Source organism: Streptomyces sp. NPDC051569 (assembly GCF_044454085.1).
Taxonomy (GTDB): Bacteria; Actinomycetota; Actinomycetes; order Streptomycetales; family Streptomycetaceae; genus Streptomyces.
This window is the reverse complement of sequence record NZ_JBITDJ010000001.1, coordinates 447,216-464,830: the sequence shown is the minus strand read 5'-3', so window position 1 is coordinate 464,830 and position 17,615 is coordinate 447,216. Positions and strand designations below refer to the sequence as shown.

At 69.6% G+C, this 17,615-nt stretch carries 17 protein-coding genes and 1 pseudogene; 8 read left to right on the top strand and 10 right to left on the bottom strand.

Features of this window, described 5'->3' with window-relative positions; genetic code table 11:
• Nucleotides 1–44: 44 nt before the first annotated feature.
• The 4 genes from gcvT (at nt 45) to ACIBAE_RS01940 (ending at nt 4,497) form a co-directional block, all read left to right on the top strand.
• Entirely contained in the window at nt 45–1,184 is a 1,140-nt protein-coding gene (gene gcvT / locus ACIBAE_RS01955; RefSeq protein WP_399281797.1) for a glycine cleavage system aminomethyltransferase GcvT, read from the top strand.
• A gap of 99 nt (nt 1,185–1,283) precedes the next feature.
• Nucleotides 1,284–1,661 (top strand): glycine cleavage system protein GcvH, encoded by a 378-nt coding sequence (gene gcvH / locus ACIBAE_RS01950; RefSeq protein ID WP_399281796.1) that lies wholly within the window; start codon nt 1,284–1,286, stop codon nt 1,659–1,661.
• 33 nt (nt 1,662–1,694) lie between these two features.
• Nucleotides 1,695–2,963 (top strand): serine hydroxymethyltransferase, encoded by a 1,269-nt coding sequence (gene glyA, locus ACIBAE_RS01945; RefSeq protein ID WP_399281795.1) that lies wholly within the window; start codon nt 1,695–1,697, stop codon nt 2,961–2,963.
• A 151-nt stretch (nt 2,964–3,114) separates the two neighbouring features.
• Complete coding sequence (locus ACIBAE_RS01940) at nt 3,115–4,497, top strand: L-serine ammonia-lyase (RefSeq protein WP_399281794.1); 1,383 nt, start codon at nt 3,115–3,117, stop codon at nt 4,495–4,497.
• Nucleotides 4,498–4,714: 217 nt separating this feature from the next.
• On the opposite strand, the gene ACIBAE_RS01935 is transcribed toward ACIBAE_RS01940, so the two are convergent.
• Nucleotides 4,715–5,137: a hypothetical protein gene (locus tag ACIBAE_RS01935; protein ID WP_399281793.1), complete on the bottom strand. Its 423-nt coding sequence runs from the start codon at nt 5,135–5,137 to the stop codon at nt 4,715–4,717.
• Nucleotides 5,138–5,388: 251 nt separating this feature from the next.
• On the opposite strand from ACIBAE_RS01935, the gene ACIBAE_RS01930 reads away from it, so the two are divergent.
• A complete protein-coding gene (locus ACIBAE_RS01930; RefSeq protein WP_399281792.1) occupies nt 5,389–5,925 on the top strand; it encodes a tetratricopeptide repeat protein in 537 nt (178 codons plus the stop codon).
• A gap of 1 nt (nt 5,926) precedes the next feature.
• Here ACIBAE_RS01930 and ACIBAE_RS01925 read toward each other — a convergent pair.
• From ACIBAE_RS01925 to ACIBAE_RS01910, 4 genes and pseudogenes are all read right to left on the bottom strand, one after another.
• Nucleotides 5,927–6,074 (bottom strand): annotated as a pseudogene (locus ACIBAE_RS01925) (IS5/IS1182 family transposase); the annotation flags it as partial.
• Nucleotides 6,035–6,754, bottom strand: coding sequence for a response regulator transcription factor (locus ACIBAE_RS01920; protein ID WP_399281791.1), 720 nt, complete (start codon nt 6,752–6,754; stop codon nt 6,035–6,037). The gene ACIBAE_RS01920 and the pseudogene ACIBAE_RS01925, both read right to left, overlap by 40 nt.
• Nucleotides 6,755–6,839: 85 nt before the next feature.
• Nucleotides 6,840–9,098 carry an MMPL family transporter gene (locus ACIBAE_RS01915; protein ID WP_399281790.1) on the bottom strand — a complete coding sequence of 753 codons (2,259 nt, stop codon included), beginning with the start codon at nt 9,096–9,098 and terminating at the stop codon, nt 6,840–6,842.
• A gap of 211 nt (nt 9,099–9,309) precedes the next feature.
• A complete protein-coding gene (locus tag ACIBAE_RS01910; RefSeq protein WP_399281789.1) occupies nt 9,310–9,930 on the bottom strand; it encodes a TetR/AcrR family transcriptional regulator in 621 nt (206 codons plus the stop codon).
• Between the two features lie 146 nt (nt 9,931–10,076).
• Between ACIBAE_RS01910 and ACIBAE_RS01905 the strand changes: the two genes are divergently transcribed.
• Nucleotides 10,077–10,448 carry a DUF6238 family protein gene (locus ACIBAE_RS01905; protein ID WP_399281788.1) on the top strand — a complete coding sequence of 124 codons (372 nt, stop codon included), beginning with the start codon at nt 10,077–10,079 and terminating at the stop codon, nt 10,446–10,448.
• Here ACIBAE_RS01905 and ACIBAE_RS01900 read toward each other — a convergent pair.
• The 3 genes from ACIBAE_RS01900 to ACIBAE_RS01890 all read right to left on the bottom strand — a co-directional run bounded on the left by ACIBAE_RS01900 (nt 10,420) and on the right by ACIBAE_RS01890 (nt 12,464).
• Nucleotides 10,420–10,926 carry a DUF4232 domain-containing protein gene (locus ACIBAE_RS01900; RefSeq protein ID WP_399281787.1) on the bottom strand — a complete coding sequence of 169 codons (507 nt, stop codon included), beginning with the start codon at nt 10,924–10,926 and terminating at the stop codon, nt 10,420–10,422. The two genes, ACIBAE_RS01905 and ACIBAE_RS01900, sit on opposite strands and share 29 nt — an antisense overlap.
• 488 nt (nt 10,927–11,414) lie before the next feature.
• A complete protein-coding gene (locus tag ACIBAE_RS01895; protein ID WP_399281786.1) occupies nt 11,415–11,729 on the bottom strand; it encodes a hypothetical protein in 315 nt (104 codons plus the stop codon).
• 216 nt (nt 11,730–11,945) lie between these two features.
• Complete coding sequence (locus ACIBAE_RS01890; protein WP_399281785.1) at nt 11,946–12,464, bottom strand: MarR family winged helix-turn-helix transcriptional regulator; 519 nt, start codon at nt 12,462–12,464, stop codon at nt 11,946–11,948.
• 319 nt (nt 12,465–12,783) lie between these two features.
• Between ACIBAE_RS01890 and ACIBAE_RS01885 the strand changes: the two genes are divergently transcribed.
• Nucleotides 12,784–14,553: an NlpC/P60 family protein gene (locus ACIBAE_RS01885; protein ID WP_399281783.1), complete on the top strand. Its 1,770-nt coding sequence runs from the start codon at nt 12,784–12,786 to the stop codon at nt 14,551–14,553.
• Between the two features lie 23 nt (nt 14,554–14,576).
• Here ACIBAE_RS01885 and ACIBAE_RS01880 read toward each other — a convergent pair whose 3' ends face one another.
• Entirely contained in the window at nt 14,577–15,137 is a 561-nt protein-coding gene (locus ACIBAE_RS01880; RefSeq protein ID WP_399281782.1) for a MarR family winged helix-turn-helix transcriptional regulator, read from the bottom strand.
• Nucleotides 15,138–15,243: 106 nt separating this feature from the next.
• Between ACIBAE_RS01880 and ACIBAE_RS01875 the strand changes: the two genes are divergently transcribed.
• Nucleotides 15,244–16,854 carry an MFS transporter gene (locus tag ACIBAE_RS01875; protein WP_399281780.1) on the top strand — a complete coding sequence of 537 codons (1,611 nt, stop codon included), beginning with the start codon at nt 15,244–15,246 and terminating at the stop codon, nt 16,852–16,854.
• A 187-nt stretch (nt 16,855–17,041) separates the two neighbouring features.
• Here the strand turns inward: ACIBAE_RS01875 and ACIBAE_RS01870 are convergent, their stop codons facing one another.
• Nucleotides 17,042–17,518: a GNAT family N-acetyltransferase gene (locus ACIBAE_RS01870; protein ID WP_399281779.1), complete on the bottom strand. Its 477-nt coding sequence runs from the start codon at nt 17,516–17,518 to the stop codon at nt 17,042–17,044.
• Between the last annotated feature and the right edge of the window lie 97 nt (nt 17,519–17,615).

Below are 17,615 nucleotides of genomic sequence, written 5' to 3'. Positions count from 1 at the left end.
TGGGGAGGACCGTCCTCGCCCGTCATGCCCTGGGAGCCACACCGATGAGCCCTGTCCCCCCCAGCAGCACCCCCCGCCTCACCGCGCTCGACGCCGTGCACCGCGCCCTGGGCGCGACCATGACCGACTTCGCGGGCTGGGACATGCCGCTGCGCTACGGCAGCGAGCGCGACGAGCACAACGCCGTCCGCACCCGGGCCGGTCTCTTCGACCTCTCGCACATGGGTGAGATCACCGTCACGGGCCCGGCGGCCGCCCAGCTCCTCGACTACGCGCTGGTCGGCAACATCGGCGCCGTCGCCGTGGGCCGCGCCCGCTACACCATGATCTGCCAGGAGGACGGCGGGATCCTCGACGACCTGATCGTCTACCGCCTCGGCGAGGACGAGTACATGGTCGTCGCCAACGCCTCCAACGCCCAGATCGTGCTGGACGCGCTGACCGCCCGCGCGGCCGGCTTCGACGCCGAGGTGCGCGACGACCGTGACGCGTACGCGCTGCTCGCCGTCCAGGGCCCCGAGTCCCCCGGCATCCTGAAGTCGCTGACCGACGCCGACCTGGACGGCCTCAAGTACTACGCGGGCCTGCCCGGCACCGTCGCGGGTGTCCCGGCGCTGATCGCCCGTACCGGCTACACCGGTGAGGACGGCTTCGAGCTGTTCGTCGAGCCGCGGTACGCCGAGCGGCTCTGGCAGGCGCTGACCGAGGCCGGCGAGGGCGTCGGCCTGGTGCCCTGCGGCCTGTCCTGCCGCGACACGCTGCGCCTGGAGGCGGGCATGCCGCTGTACGGGAACGAGCTGTCCACCGGCCTGACCCCGTTCGACGCGGGCCTCGGCCGGGTCGTGAAGTTCGAGAAGACGACGAACGGCGGCGACTTCGTCGGGCGTACGGCCCTGGAGGCCGCCGCCGAGCGTGCCGCGTCCGCCCCGCCGCGCAAGCTGGTCGGCCTGATCGCCGAGGGCCGCCGGGTCCCGCGCGCCGGATACCAGGTCGTGGCCGGCGACGCGCTCGTCGGCGAGATCACCTCGGGTGCGCCGTCCCCGACCCTGGGCAAGCCGATCGCCATGGCCTATGTGGACGCCTCGCACGCCGAGCCCGGCACCGCGGGCGTCGGCGTCGACATCCGGGGCAGTCACGAGCCGTACCAGGTCGTGGCGCTGCCCTTCTACAAGCGTCAGAAGTGATCCCGTAGCGGTCCCGGTGTCCCCCCGGCGCCCGGAGCCGTCTCGGTCCGTAAGACATCCGTTCCTCAGCACTCCCCCGCGTACAGGAGAATTCAGGTCATGAGCAACCCCCAGCAGCTGCGCTACAGCAAGGAGCACGAGTGGCTGACGGCCGCCGAGGAGGGCGTGTCGACAGTCGGGATCACCGAGCACGCGGCGAACGCCCTCGGTGACGTCGTGTACGTCCAGCTCCCGGAGGTCGGCGACACGGTGACCGCGGGCGAGACCTGCGGTGAGCTGGAGTCGACCAAGTCCGTCAGCGATCTCTACGCCCCGGTGACCGGTGAGGTCACCGAGACGAACCAGGACGTGGTGGACGACCCGTCGCTGGTGAATTCCGCTCCCTTCCAGGGCGGCTGGCTGTTCAAGGTACGCGTCACGGAGGAGCCGAAGGACCTGCTCACCGCCGACGAGTACACCGAGTTCTCCGGCAACTGACGTGCTCCGGCACCGAGACCCCCAGGGACTGTGATGTCTTCGAAGTCGCTTCTGAACGCCTCTCTCCACGAGCTCGACCCGGATGTCGCCGCGGCCGTCGACGCCGAGCTCCACCGCCAGCAGTCCACCCTCGAAATGATCGCCTCGGAGAACTTCGCTCCGGTCGCGGTCATGGAGGCCCAGGGCTCCGTCCTCACCAACAAGTACGCCGAGGGTTACCCCGGCCGCCGCTACTACGGCGGCTGCGAGCACGTCGATGTGATCGAGCAGATCGCCATCGACCGCGTCAAGGCGCTGTTCGGCGCCGAGCACGCGAACGTGCAGCCGCACTCGGGCGCCCAGGCGAACGCGGCGGCGATGTTCGCCCTGCTCTCCCCCGGCGACACGATCATGGGTCTGAACCTCGCCCACGGCGGGCACCTGACCCACGGCATGAAGATCAACTTCTCCGGCAAGCTCTACGACGTGGTCGCCTACCACGTCGACGAGACGACCGGCCAGGTCGACATGACCGAGGTCGAGCGCCTCGCCAAGGAGTCCCGTCCGAAGCTGATCGTGGCCGGCTGGTCGGCGTACCCCCGCCAGCTGGACTTCGCCGCCTTCCGCCGGATCGCCGACGAGGTCGGCGCGTACCTCATGGTCGACATGGCGCACTTCGCCGGTCTGGTCGCCGCGGGCCTGCACCCCAACCCGGTGCCGCACGCGCACGTCGTCACGACGACCACGCACAAGACCCTCGGCGGCCCGCGCGGCGGGGTGATCCTCTCCACCCAGGAGCTGGCGAAGAAGATCAACTCCGCGGTCTTCCCGGGCCAGCAGGGTGGTCCGCTGGAGCACGTCATCGCGGGCAAGGCGGTCTCCTTCAAGGTGGCGGCCACGGACGAGTTCAAGGAGCGCCAGCAGCGCACCCTGGACGGCGCCCGGATCCTCGCCGAGCGGCTCGTCCAGCCCGACGTCACCGAGGTGGGCGTATCCGTCCTCTCCGGTGGTACGGACGTCCACCTGGTCCTCGTCGACCTGCGCGACTCCGAGCTGGACGGCCAGCAGGCCGAGGACCGGCTGCACGGGATCGGCATCACGGTCAACCGCAACGCCGTCCCGAACGACCCGCGCCCCCCGATGGTCACCTCGGGCCTGCGGATCGGCACCCCGGCGCTCGCCACCCGCGGCTTCACGACCGAGGACTTCACCGAGGTCGCGGAGATCATCGCGGCGGCCCTCAAGCCGTCGTTCGACCGCGAGGCACTGGCCGGCCGGGTCACCGCGCTGGCCGCGAAGCACCCGCTCTACCCCGCTCTGTAACGGCCGGGGGCCACCGCCCCCGCGTACGGAACGGCTGAAACCCCGGGGCACCGCGCACACTGGACCGTGCGCGCGGTGCCCCGCACCACGTCACCATTGATCTGCGTCACCCCGGCAGACGACGGCGTCTACCCACCAGAGGAGTACCCCCGTGGCCATCTCGGTCTTCGACCTGTTCTCGATCGGCATCGGCCCGTCCAGCTCCCATACGGTCGGCCCGATGCGCGCGGCCCGCATGTTCGCCCGGCGCCTCAAGAACGACGGTCTGATCGTGCACACCGCCTCGATACGGGCCGAGCTGTACGGCTCCCTCGGCGCGACCGGCCACGGGCACGGGACCCCCAAGGCCGTCCTGCTCGGCCTGGAGGGCAACTCCCCCCGCACCGTCGACGTGGAAAGCGCCGACGATCAGGCGGAACGTATCCGCACCAGCGGCCGGCTCAACCTCCTGGGCGTGCACGAGATCGCCTTCGACGCCGACGAGGACCTGGTCCTGCACCGCCGCAAGACCCTGCCGTACCACGCCAACGGCATGACGGTCTTCGCGTACGACGCCGACGGCGGCCTGCTGCTGGAGAAGACGTACTACTCGGTGGGCGGCGGCTTCGTCGTCGACGAGGACGCGGTGGGCGAGGACCGGATCAAGCTCGACGACACCGTGCTCAAGCACCCCTTCCGCACCGGCGACGAACTGCTGAGGCTGTCCCGGGAGACCGGCCTGTCGATCTCCGCGCTGATGCTGGAGAACGAGAAGGCCTGGCGCACCGAGGACGAGATCCGGGCCGGGCTGCTGGAGATCTGGCGGGTCATGCAGGCCTGCGTCGCGCGCGGAATGGCCCGCGAGGGCATCCTGCCCGGCGGCCTGAAGGTCCGCCGCCGCGCCGCCCACACCGCCCGACAGCTCCGCGCGGAGGGCGACCCGCAGGCGCACGCGATGGAGTGGATCACGCTCTACGCCATGGCCGTGAACGAGGAGAACGCGGCGGGCGGCCGCGTCGTCACCGCGCCCACCAACGGCGCGGCGGGCATCATCCCCGCCGTGCTGCACTACTACATGAACTTCGCGTCCGGCGGCGCCACCGAGCAGGAGAAGGAGGACAGCGTCGTCCGCTACCTCCTCTCCGCCGGTGCCATCGGCATGCTCTTCAAGGAGAACGCCTCCATCTCCGGCGCCGAGGTCGGCTGCCAGGGCGAGGTCGGCTCGGCCTGCTCCATGGCGGCGGGCGCGCTCGCCGAGGTACTGGGCGGCAGCGCCGAACAGGTCGAGAACGCCGCCGAGATCGGCATGGAACACAACCTCGGCCTGACCTGCGACCCGGTCGGCGGCCTGGTGCAGATCCCGTGCATCGAGCGCAACGGCATGGCGGCGGTCAAGGCCGTCACGGCGGCCCGGATGGCGCTGCGCGGCGACGGCAGCCACAAGGTCTCCCTGGACAAGGTCATCAAGACCATGAAGGAGACGGGCGCGGACATGTCCGTGAAGTACAAGGAGACGGCACGCGGCGGGCTCGCGGTGAACATCATCGAGTGCTGAGGGAGAGCCTCTGATCAGGGGTTTCTCTTCTGCCCCAGGGACGACGGCCCGTCCCGGAGCCGTGCGGGCTTCGGGACCTGCCGTTCCCGCTCGGCGCGATCATGGCGAAGCGCGACCCGCCGCGACCGACACCCCCGTGGTCAGCGACAGTACGGCCCCTCCAGAATCTCGGAGGAGCCGTACCGCACCTTACGGATGCCCGTTCACCGGCGATCCTCTACGGAGCCGCCTTCGGAGTCGCCTTCGAGGGTGAATATATTTCTGCGGGTTTCGGGAGTTCCGCCACCGGCGCCAGGGCCAATTTCTTGGAACCCCCGAGATAGTAGAAGTAGAGACCGAGTTCGCCCGGCCCCGAGGAACCGCACTGCCGGTCCGAAAAGCTGAGGGAAACCCACTTTTCGCCTCCTGCGGGCACGGTGTCCACACCCCAGGAGAACTCGCATCGCTCCTGGGTGTCGGCTTCCTCTATCAGTTCGCTCAGCTGAAGCTGCGCACCTGGGGAGATTCTCCCCGTCCCGTCCTTCTCGAAATCAACCCAGTCTCCTCCGGGATTGCTCCAGTGGCCGACGATCTGACCTTCTGTCGGGACGGGATAATCTTCTTCCGTTCCGCAGGCGGACACTCCGGCGACGAGGAGCACGGCAAGGACAGGGGCGAAGAGTGATCGGCTTCGCCTGGTACGGCACATAGGTTTCCTCAATCCGGCTGACCCTCACAGGGATGTCCCTCTGAACCCTCCGGCCAGATCCGCTTCAGGGCGTCCGGGCTAGCAGGCCGACAGCCGCGCGCCCGCGGAGGGTGTGTCACGTTAGCGCTCGCGCGGAAGGGTTCGGCTGATGGGGCATAGGGGGTGCTTTCCCGATCGGGTGCGGTGCGTCACCTTAGGGCCGCATGAGCGATGATCGCGAGAAGGCCGCGGCGCTGGCGCGAGCGGTGCGGTTGCGGGAACAGGGCCAGGCCGGGCAGGCCCGGGAACAGCTGGTGGAGCTGGCCGAGCAGTATCTGGACGACACCGAGATCGCCTACCAGACGGCCTGGGTGCACGATGTTCTTGGCCTGGAGCGCGAAGCTGTCCCGTTCTATGAGCGGGCCCTGGGCGGCGTGGGCCTGTCTCCGGAGGATCGTCACGGGGCTTTCCTCGGGCTGGGGAGCACTCACCGGGTCCTGGGCTCCTACAGGGCGGCAGTGCAGACCCTGCGGCACAGGCTCGATGAGTTTCCCGACGACCCGGCGCTGCGGGCTTGCCTGGCCATGGCGCTGTACAACGTCGGTGAGGACCACGAGGCGGTGCGGCTGCTGTTGAAGACGCTGGCCGCCACCAGCAGTGACCGCCGGATTCAGGACTGTCGGCGGGCGATCGAGCACTACGCCGACGATCTCAACGGTGTGCCGCGGACGAACGAGGAGCGGCGGCGAGGAGGGAACTGAGTCATCGGCGGCGCCGTGGGCGGCCGTCCCAGCGGTGAGTGGTCCAGGCCGCGTCGGATCAGGCCGCGGACGGTGATGACGGTGTCGGCGAGGTCGAAGAAGGCATTGATCACCAGGGTGCGACGTTCGTAGCAGCGGGCCAGGCGGTGACGGGGTCCGGGGAGGAGTGCCGCGTCCCGGACCTGTGGTGTGCGTGGTTGGCCGACCCCGGTGTGACGAGGCCGCTTTCGTAGGCGATGGTCACGAGGTGGGCGCGGTTGGTGGCACCGAGTTTGCGCATGACGCGGTTGAGGTGGGTCTTGATCGTGAAGGGGCTCAGACCGAGAAGGTGGGCCAGGGTGTCGTTGTGGATGTGGGTAGCGGCCAGGCCGAGGATCTGGCGCTCACGTGGGGAAAGCACCGTCAGGACGGGGGCGGTTGCCACGGCTGGGCCGGCTGGGACGGGGGCGGGCGAGATGACCAGGCCGCCTCGGCAGATGAGGCCGAGAGCGCCGAGGAAATGTGCGACGTCGAGGTCGGGACCGAGGATTCCGGTGACTCCGGCGCTCAGGCAGGACGCGAAGCAGGCGGACGGAAGGTGGCCGATGACGGCGGTCCGGGTCTGAGCGGCGGCCTCGCGCAGGTGGAGATGCGTGGTGGCCGGCTTGGCGTCGGCCAGTGCTCGTGTATGGATGAGAAGAAGGTCGGACCGCGCCGACAGCAGGAGGGGCAGGGCATCGGCAAGTTGGGGGGTCTGGGCATGGACGGTGAGGTCGGCGGAGTCGTCGATGACGTGTGCGTAGGCGTCGAGGACGAGAGCGGGGCCGCCTGTGAGGTGTACGCGCTGCATCGTTCGTCCTCCGGCCGGGCGGGGTGAGGTCTGGGCGGCACACCTGGCCCGCAGCGCGGCTCGGCCGCGCTGCGGGCAGGCTCGCTCAGGGGCGGTCGTCGGAGACGGAATGTGCGGTGCCGGTGAGGGCGCCGGCGTAGACGGTTTCGGGGGCGGCCGGGGCAGTCGCGGGGGCGGGGGCGATGAGCTTTTCACCTTCCACGTCGACGTGAGGCAGGATGCGGTCGATCCACCCGGGCAGGGTCCAGGCTCGGTGGCCCAGCAGGGCCAGGGCTGCGGGCACCAGCGTCATGCGGACGACGAAGGCGTCGAAGAGGACCGCGATGGCGAGCCCGAAACCGATCATCTTGATCATCGCTTCGTGGGCGCCGATGAAGCCGGAGAACACGGCGATCATGATGACCGCCGCCGCGGCGACGACGCGCCCGCTGTGGCGCAGCCCGGATTCGATGGCCTGTCGGGGTTCTTCGCCGTGGACGTGTGCCTCGCGGATGCGGGTCACCAGGAACACCTGGTAGTCCATGGCGAGGCCGAAGACGATCCCGACCATGAGGATCGGCATGAGACTCATGATCGGCCCGGTCTGCTCGACACCGAGGAGGGAGCCGAACCAGCCCCACTGGAAGACGGCGACCAGCGCGCCCAGGGATGCCAGCACCGACAGCAGGAAACCGAGGGCCGCCTTGAGGGGCACGAGGATGGACCGGAAGACCAGGATGAGAACGAGGAAGGCGAGGCCGACCACGAGGGCGAGGTAGGGCAGGATCGCCGCACGGAACTTGTCGGAGACGTCGATGCTCATCGCCGTGGCACCGGTGACCATGCCACGCGCCCCGGTCTCCTCGGTGACCTCGCCGGCCGCGTCGCGGATGTCGTGGACGAGGACCTTGGTCTCCGGCGCCTCCGGACCGCTGCCGGGCACCACGTTCAGGATCGCGGTGTCGCCCCGCTCGTTGTACACGGCCGGCGCGACCGCGGTGACGTTCCTGAGAGTTTTGATGCGGTCGCCGAGCGCCGCGGCGGCCTTGTTCGCGGCGTCGGGATCCTTGGCGTCGACGGTGACGATGAGGGTGCCGTTGAAGCCGGGGCCGAAGGACTCGGCCAGCATGTCGTACGCCTTGCGCTGCGTGGTCGACGTCGGCTGCGAGCCATCGCCGGGAAGCCCGAGCTCCAGCTTCGTGGCCGGCAGCGCGATGACACCGAGGCCCACGACACCCAGCAGCAGTACCGCCAGCGGGCGGCGCAGGACGAACCGTGCCCAGCGCTGCGCCGCGGGCACCTTGACGGAGTCGCTCTCCTTCGTGGTGGACGGGGCGCTGTCCTTCTTCGCGGCGCGTCCCAGGACCCGTTCGGGGGCGAAGCCGAGCATCGCGGGCACCAGGGTGACGGCGATGGCCACGGCGAGGGCGACGGCGCCGGCCGCGGCCAGGCCCATCACCGTGAGCAGCGGCATGTTGACGACGGCGAGTCCGGCCAGGGCGATCACGACCGTCAGCCCGGCGAAGACGACGGCTGAGCCGGCGGTGCCGTTGGCCCGGGAGGCAGCCTCCTGGGCGGTACGGCCCTCAGCACGTTCGGAGCGGTAGCGCGAGACGATGAAGAGCGCGTAGTCGATGCCGACCGCGATCCCCAGCATCATCGCCAGGGCCGAGGTGTTGGAGTTGAGGTTCAGCGGTTCGCTGAGGGCGGTGATCGCCATGACGGTGATCCCGACTCCCAACAGCGCGGTCAGCAGGGGCAGTCCGGCAGCCACCAGCGAACCGAACGTGATGAGCAGGACGACCGCGGCGAGCGCGATGCCGATGGCCTCGGCCGAGGATCCCTCGGTGGCGGGCGGTAGCGCGGTACCGCTGGCCTCGACGGTCAGTCCGCTCTCACGCGCGTCCTCAAGGGCCTTGGTCAGCCCGTCGTGGTCGTCGTCGGTGAGGTCGGAGGGCAGTGCCTTGTAAGTGATCTGCGTGTAGGCGGTGGCGCCGTCCCGGCTGACGGTCTTCGTCGCGAACGGGTCGCTGACCGAAGCGACCTCCTCGGAGGAGGCCCGCAGCCGATTCAGAGCCCCTTCGACATCGGCCCGGTGCGCCGGACTGGTGAGGTCGTCACCGCCGGGGGCACGCAGCACCACGCGTGCGCCGGCGTTCTCCGCGTTGGCGGCCGGGAAGCGGTCCTCCAACAGGTCGAACGCCTTCTGCGCCTCGGTTCCGGGCAGGGAGATCGATGTCGACGCGGCGCCGGAGCTCTGGGAGCCGACCACCCCGACGACGGCCAGTACCGCGATCCACGACAGGACGACGAGACGCCGGCGTCTGAAGGCCCAACGGCCCACTCTGTACAGGAAAGTTGCCACGGAAAGTCACACTCTCTGGTGAGGAAGGACGTTTTGGGGCGTGCGGTGCCGTACGGGCGGCCAGGGGGCCGACCGGGCACACGAGAAGTAGGGATGTGGCGCTCAGCGGTCAGAGGACGGCCGGCGCCGTACCGGCATGCGGGAAAAGAGCCCTGCTGTACGGGGCGTCAGACGCCGGCGCGGGTTCCTGGTTCAGACGGTGTCGGCTTGGTCAGACGGTGTCGGCTTCTTTGCCGACCGATGCGGTGAGGGCCGGCATGAGGATGTGGTGAATGACATCCTCGGCAAGCTGCAGGCTTGCCGATTCACCGGTGAGCAGTTCCTGGATCATCGGCGGGCCGAACAGCACCTGGACCGTCAGAGCGGCGGCGGGGCCGTCCTTGATTTCCCCGCGCTCCATCGCGCGGGTGAGGATCCGCTGCACCATCTCCATCGCCGGTGCGGCCAGGATCTCCCGCAATGCCTCCATGAGTTCCCTGTCGGTCACGATCGCGTGCCACACACTCGCCATCGAGTCCGACGTCGGCCGATCCCCGAAGGCATCCCGGGCCACCTCCAGCAGATCATCCCGCAGGCTGCCGGTATCGATCTCCCGGGACGGCTTGCGCGCCTCGGACCGCGCCTTCAGTGCCACGATGACCAGCTTCGGCTTGCTTTCCCACTGCCGGTAGAGCGTCGCGGTGCTCGACTTGGTCCGCTTGGCCACCTCGGCCATGGTGAGCTGCTCGTAACCCAGCTCGGCCACCAGGTCCAGCGTCGCTTCCAGCAGCTCCCGCTCACGCTCGGGCGACAGGCGCCCACGTCGCGCGGACGCCGAGGAGGTGACTGACATGACCGGTCTCCCAAGATCGATGCGGGGTTCTTACCTGGTACCAAGGTAGGCACCCCACTATCGAAAAGCAAATTTTCGGAAACCCAATTTTCGATGATGCGTCGGCGGCGCCGGGAACTGGTCCTGGCGCGGCCAGGCCGACTCCGATGCCCGATCGAGGGCACCTCCGCGCGGCGCACAGCCGGATCCGGCCGGCCGCCGACCACGTCCACGCCGCCCACCACGCGGCACCCCGACCCGGCACCGGCGAGGCCCCCGACCGCGAGGCGTGCCACGCCGGGCTTCCCGAAGGCGCTCCGGAGCTGACCGTCCGCCGACGCCACCAGGCCGCCGCCCGCCTGGTCCGCTCGGCCCGGCGTCGAAACCCGGGCCGCGTCCGCACCGGCCGAAGGCCGGGACCCGGGGAAAACGGACGCCCGTATGGCCGCCTGACCGAACGCCCCTTCTATAGAGAGGAGTTCACGATGCAGCGGCCTGACGGGAAGGAGGTCAGGCGCCGTGCTGGACGGGACCGATGAGGGTGCCGTCGGCCACCTTGAGCGTGCCCTCGGCGAAGGACGTGCCGGGGATCTGTCCGCCCGGAGCCTGGAGCGTGAACGATGCCTCGTCGGCGCCCCTGGCCGGGCCGCCGCTCGGTACCTGGATGTCGAAGTGCACCGGGTGGCCCGGACCGAAGGTCACCACGGTCTCCTGGACGCCGTATCGGCCGGCGGTGACCCCGCTGTCCGCGCCGTGGTTCGAGAAGCGCACGTCAGCGGGCGAGCCGGCCAGCGTGCACGGCTCGTATCCGCGCGGCGCGGTCAGGGTGACGCGGTAATGACGGTGTCCTGTGGTGTTGTCCGCCTCGGTGATCTTCGCGATGTGGTTGGCCGGACGGCAGGCGGAGGGGACGGCACCGCCGACTGTCGCCGGTGACGACTGCGCGGCCTGCGCACCGGCAGCGCCCGCCAGCATGGTGGCGGCGAGGGTGACGGCAATCCTCCGGTGGGTACGCATCGTGAACGCTCCTTGCCTTGCGCGACGGTCCTACGGGTGTTCCGTGGGAACCATGGTCGGCTCCATTCCTGCCCGCCCGCCCGCGCGGAAAATGTCCCAGGATCGCCACAGCCGAGTCCCGTACGTATGGGTGGAAACCGGCGATTCCCGATCTCCCGCACCTGGACGGCCCGGGCCAGGATCTGGGCTGGGGAGCGCAGGCCGTCCCGTTCGGTCTCGACCGGCTTGGTGGAGCCGTCGGCCATCAGCACCTTCGTGGCCGGGCTGGACCGAGGGCTGGCGGAGTGGCCTGCCTCGGTGTCAGCACCCCGCGAGTCTCCACGTCGGGCCGTAGTCACCGGAGCCGTCCGAGACAGCGATCTCGAACTCCCTGGGGCGGGTGCGCCCTGATCCTGGATGTCCGGCGATTCCCCGTGCGGGCTTCCAGTGACACGGTGCTCGAACGCGGCGCTCGAACACCCGCCCAGCCGCCCGTGCGACCGTGCGGGTCAGGCGTCGGCGCGCGAGGCTCGAAATGCCCTGCTCATGGCGACAGCCGCCCTCACGAGAAGGACGTTCAGGAGTCCGCCGACCACCGCGTATCCGACATCCACGACGACCTGTCCCACGTCAGGGGGGATCGCGGCGAGATGCAGGGCGGGCGCCAGTACGGAGAACAGCAGGGGAGCCGTCAGTACGGAGCAGGGGACCGTCGCCGCGAGGCAGACGAGGAAGGTCACGTCCTTGTCGAAGAACCCGCCGGCATGAATCAACCCCACCGCCAGAACCGCCACCATGTAGATCTTGAACGGCTTCGTCGACATGTTCAGCGCTCTCGGTGGAGGAGACGGGCGGGGCGTCCCGACTCTACAAGGGTGCGTCCATGGCGGGGCGGCCCGGTGAGGGCGGGACGAGCCCGGCCCGGCGAGGGCAGGGCGAGCGGCGCTGTCACCAGGTACGGACGAACCTCACGCTCGCGCTCACCGGTGGGACGGCACGCGTGACGTGCCCGCGGAGGGGAGCCGCCCGCGATCGCCGGATCACACCCCGAGCGTCTCCGCACCGGCCACCGGCGCCATCTCGGCTATCCGGTCCAGCAGCCGCACCAGCACGGTGTAGTCGGCCTCGGAGAGGTCCTCGCGCAGGCTCTGCTCGATCTCCGCCGACAAGCGGGCGGCGCGGCGGGCGCGCTCGACGCCTTCGGGGGTGAGGGACGCCAGGACCACCCGGCCGTGATCGGGGGAGATCCGGCGGTCGACGAGGCCCTTGGCCTCAAGGTTCTTGACGATGCCGTTCATCGTCTGCGAGGTCACCAGCGCCTCACGTGCCAGCTGCGTGCACGACTTCGATACGTCCGAGCCCAGGAGAAAGCTCAGCACCTTGCACTGGGCCACGGTCAGGTCCAGGTCACGTAGCGCCTCCGCCTTGCGGGCCATGATCGCCTGCTCGGCACGCTTGACGTGAAAACCGAGACCACCATCGGTCGCGGCCGTGCGGTCGATGCCGATCATGATCGTCGTCGGGCGCTTCGCCTGGTTCGTACGGTTCGTCTCGTTCATCTGATTCTTCATCTGCTTCGCCGTCCCAGCTGGACTACGACCGACGTCCCCCGCCTGTCCCCCGCCTGTCCTCCGGCTGTCGTCATGCGTATGTGCGGGCCTCTCCCTTTCTCGTGCAGGCCTTCTCGTACAGGGTCCTGTCATTCCCAACGAAGCAACCTCGTTGAAGATTCCTTCATCTTCGACGCGCGCCGGTGGACCTTGGCGCACCCGGCCCGGGGCCACGAGACGCCTGCGGGCCGCCCGGGTCGCCGACCCGGGCACCGGCGCCCGTGACACCCCCCGGCTCCCGGTTTTCGCCGTTTCGCGATCATGAACCATGCACAACACCACACGTCGCACGCTCATCACCGCTCTCACCGCCGCCGCAGCGGCCCCTCTGACCGGTCTCACGGGCCGCGCGGAAGCCGCCGACGGCGGCTCACGGTCCACCGGGACAGGGGCCGTGGACTCTCCGGCGAGCAGCACCACGGCTTCCGCGGGCGCCACGGCTTCCGCGGGCGCCATGGACAGCCCCCGTACCTCGGTGACCATCACCGCGAACGACGCCTCCGCGTACAGTCACCTCTCCCTGGGCGAACTGACCGCCCGCGCGGTCCCCGGCACCCCCGACCGGACGGAGATCCTCCACGGCGGCGACCGGATCGCCCTGCTCACCAAAGGCTCCCGGACGGTCGTGCTGACCGGCCCCGAGCGCACGTTCCGCGAGGACAAGAAGCCCTTCACCGAGGTGTTCGACCGGTCCAGATCCGGCGACTGGGGCACCTCACCCTCGGGCGGGGCCTGGAGCACCGTCAATGGTCCAGTGACCGACTACCGGGTGTCCGGGAAAGCCGGTGTCATCGTCCTCTCCAGCGCCAATCTGAGCCGCCACGCGACTCTGCGCGACGACGAGATCACCGACGTCGACGTACAGACGCAGGCTTCCTTCAGCGTCTCCCCGGCCGGTGCGGCGCTCTCCTTCGCCCTCTCCTTCGGCTTCCAGGACACCAAGAACCACTACCGGGCCCGCCTGTCCCTGTCCCCCCAGGGCAGCGCCGAGGTACGCCTGGAGAAGGAGCAGAACGACACCGTCACGCTTCTGGCGCCGGCCGTCCCCCTCGCTTCCCCGGCGCCGGCCACCGCCAGGTGGAACATCCGGGTCCGCCGTGAAGGCACTCTTCTGCGGGCTCGCGTCTGGTCGGAGGGCAAGGCGGAGCCCACGACGTGGACGGTCCAGGCCACCGACAGCGCGTTCAGCGAGGGACGGGTCGGGATACGCGCTCTCGCCTCCACCGGCAGCACCAACCTGCCCGTCGAGCTCAGCGTCCACCGCTTCGCCGTGGCAGCCGCCACCTGGGCCACACCGCCGTCCGTCACGCACCGCGACTGGGTGCGGGTCCTGCCCGCCGCCTTCGACGGCACGTGGGAGCCCCGGGGCTCCCTGGAGGAACGTATCCGCGCCTGGGCCGGCTCGACGGCCCCCGACGTCCTGGCCCATGCCGCCATGCTGCTCGCCGGCGCCCCGGCCGTGACATCCGCCGCGCTCGGCGTACCCGTCCTCGGACCGGCCGGATACGGACCGCTCACGGACCAGGGTGCCCGGCTCGAAGGTGCCGACTTCCATGACTACATGGGCCTGCCGTGGTCCTTCCCCGACGGCACCGCGCGGCCGGTACGTGCCGCGGAATGGAGGCTCAACCTGGACTGCTCGGGATACGTACGGATGGTGTACGGCTACCACTCCGGGGTCCCGATGACCGCCGCCGCGCCTCTGGACAAGGCACCCGCGCGCTCGGCCCTCCCCCGACGCTCCAAGGACCTGGCGACGTCCTCGCCGGGCACGGTGATCGCCCATGACGACACCCGGCCCCCGGCCGCTCCTGGTCTCCAAGCGGGTGACGTGCTCTTCTTCGACGCCGACGAGGACGACGGCACCGCCATCGACCACGTCGGTATCTATCTGGGCGCGGACCACAGCGGGGAGCGCCGCTTCCTCTCCAGCCGGAAGACACCCAACGGCCCCACCATGGCCGATCTGGGCGGGCCCTCGCTCCTCGACGGAACGGGGCTTTACGCCCGTACGCTCCGCACGGTCCACCGGATCTGACCGGCCCCCGCAGCGCCTGTGCGTTATGCCTTGAGCGTTTCCGCACCGACCGACGGGGCGATCTCGGCGACTCGGTCCAGCAGGTGCAGCAACGACGTGTAGTCGATGTCGGAGAGCTCGTCGCGCAGACTCTGCTCGATCGAAGCCGAGAAGCGCGTGGCGCGGCGAGCTCGCTCGACACCCTCGGGCGTGAGGGAGACCAGGATCACCCGGCCGTGATCCGGTGACGTCCGGCGCTCGATCAGACCTTTGGCCTCAAGGTTCTTGACGATGCCGGTCATCGTCTGCGAGGTCACCAGCGCCTCACGAGACAGCTGTGTGCACGACAGCGCCGCGCCGCCCGTGAGGAAACCCAGCACTTTGCACTGGGCCACGGTCAGGTCCAGTTCCCGGACACCGTTCGCCTTGCGCGCCATGATCGCCTGCTCGGCGCGCTTGAGGTGGTAGCTGAGGTTGCCGGCCAGCTCGGCGTCCTCGATCTCTTCGAGCTCCTCGACCTCTTCGAGTCGTCCCACGGCCTGAGCGTCCTTTATGTCACTGATTCCGGCTTTGCCGACGACTTTTTCCCTTGTGTGGCTCTTCATGCGAGATGTCCTCCCCAAATCGGCTCTCAAGTCCGCCAGCCTTTGCTCTTGCCATCATACGGACCCATGGGTGTAGGCTCCTGGAACTATGAATGCAACTTCATTGATGAAGGCCCCTTCATCTCACCCCCCGAAGCCCGCCTGGGTCACGCTGCTCCTCGTCAGCGTCGCGGTCTTCCTCCTCCCGGTAGCCCTGACCGGCGCCGGGGTCGCCCTCCCCGACATAGCCAAGGACCTGCACCCGAGCTCGCAGGCCCTGCAGTGGGTGGTCAGTGGCTACAACGTCACGTTCGCCGCACTGATGCTCGCCTTCGGCACCATCGCCGACAAGATCGGCCGCCGAAAGATCTTCCAGATAGGCATCGTGCTGTTCGGCGCGGCCGCTCTGGTGGCGATGCTCTCCAACTCCATCATCCTGCTCGACATCGCCCGTGTGGTGGGCGGTATCGGTGCCGGCGCGACCCTGACAGCGGGCTCGACGCTCATCGCCTCCCGCTTCGAGGGGACGGAACGCCTCCGCGCCTTCGGCATCTTCGGCACCGCGCTGGGCGCCGGTCTCGCCTTCGGCCCGCTGATCTCCGGCGTGATGATGGAGGCCATGGGCTGGCGCGGCGTCTTCGCCATCCCCGCCGTCCTCGGACTGGCGGTCGCCATCTTCACTCCCCTGATGACCGAGTCCAAGAACCCCGACGCGAAGCGTCTCGACTGGGCCGGCACCATCACCTTCACCGGCGGCCTGTTCCTGCTGATCTTCGCTCTCGTCGAGGCACCGGCCTTCGGCTGGAACTCGGGAATCGTCATCGGCTCCCTGATCGGTACCGTCGTCCTGCTGGCCGGCTTCTACTTCGCGGAGAAGCACCAGAAGAACCCGATGTTCGACCTCGGCCTGCTGCGCCACTCGCGCTTCATGGGCGTCACCGCGGCGGCCGTCGCGATGGCCTTCACCCTGCTGCCCCTGCTGGTCCTGCTGCCGACGTACTTCAGCGCCGTCGAGGGCTTCAGCCCGCTGCGCGCCGGAGCGGTCCTCGTCATCTTCACCGCACCCACCCTGGTCATCCCGCTCCTCGCCCCCGTCATCGCCAAGTTCTTCTCGGTGCGCGTCCAGCTCACCGCCGCGATGGCGATCGTCGGCGGCGGTATGGCCTGGCTGACGACCATCCAGCCGCACGGAGGAGTCGGCGCCATCGTCGGCCCGCTGCTGGTCACCGGCATCGGCTACGGCATCACGCTGGCCATCCTGGACGGCGCCGCCGTCTCCAGCGTCGACCTGAAGCGCGCCGGTATGGCGGCCGGCATGTTCAACGCCATGCGTCTCACCGGTGACACGGCCGCGGCCGCCGTCGGTGGCTCGCTGCTCATCACCATCACCTCGTCCCAGCTGTTCGGCAAGATCGCCAACCCCGAGAAGGTCACCGAAGAGCTCAACGGAGGTATCCACACCACCTCGCTCGTGGCAGCCGACGCCTTCACCAGCGCTCTCCACGTCGTCATCTGGATCAGCGCCGCTCTCGCTCTGCTCACCGTCCCGCTGCTGTGGCGCGCGCTGCGGCCGCGGAAGGGCGAAGGAAGCAGCATCATGGCGAGCCCGGAAGAGGCTCCGGCCGTCGAGGCACAGGACGCCGAAGCACTCGTACTCACCGACGGACAGGCCGTACTCGCCCCCGAGCCCGCCTCCGGGCCCGCGGTGACCGAACCCCGCCCGGACTACCTGCGGTGACCTCGCCCCACATCGGCGGCGCTCACCTCTCCGCCTGCTGGCCAACGACGCCCAGCGCACGGGAAAGGGTGTGAACCGTGTGAACTGTAGGGGGCCGAAAGGCCCGAAAACCCAAGAGACAGCGGTGTGCGGCTGGAAACCACTCCAGCCGCACACCGCTGTCACGGGACGTTGTCGCGGGACGTCGTCACGGGACGGCGATGACCAGTTCCGGGCGGTCCCACAGCACGGCCGGCGGGTTCGCGCCCACCGTGCCGACCCGCTCGGCGCCCACAGCGCGGTAGAAATCCTCGGCGGGCGGATGCGAGACCACCCGTACGCTCGCGAGGCCCGCGGCGCGCGCCCGGTCCGTCATATGGCCGACGAGACGGCGGCCGATACCGAGCCCCTGGGCGTGGTCGGCGACGAACAGCAGGTCCAGCTCCGGCGGCACGAGGACCAGGGCGTAGAAACCGAGCACCCGGCCGTCGGCGCCGGCGGCCACGAAGACCTCGTGCGTCTCGATGTAGTCCGGCCCCACCCGGTACCCGGCGATCATCGGCGCGTACGGGCCCTCGTAGGCCTTGGACGCCCGGACGATCCGGGTGAGCCGCTTGGCGTCGCGCCCGGTCGCCCGCCTGATCGACAGGGGCCCACCGGCCACATCCGTCGTACGCGAAGTCATACGGTGAGTATGACGTGCCCCGGGTCGGCCGCGAAGGCCGGGGACGCGAAGGCCGGGGACGCGAAGGGCGGGGACACGACCGGCCCCCGTACGGCCC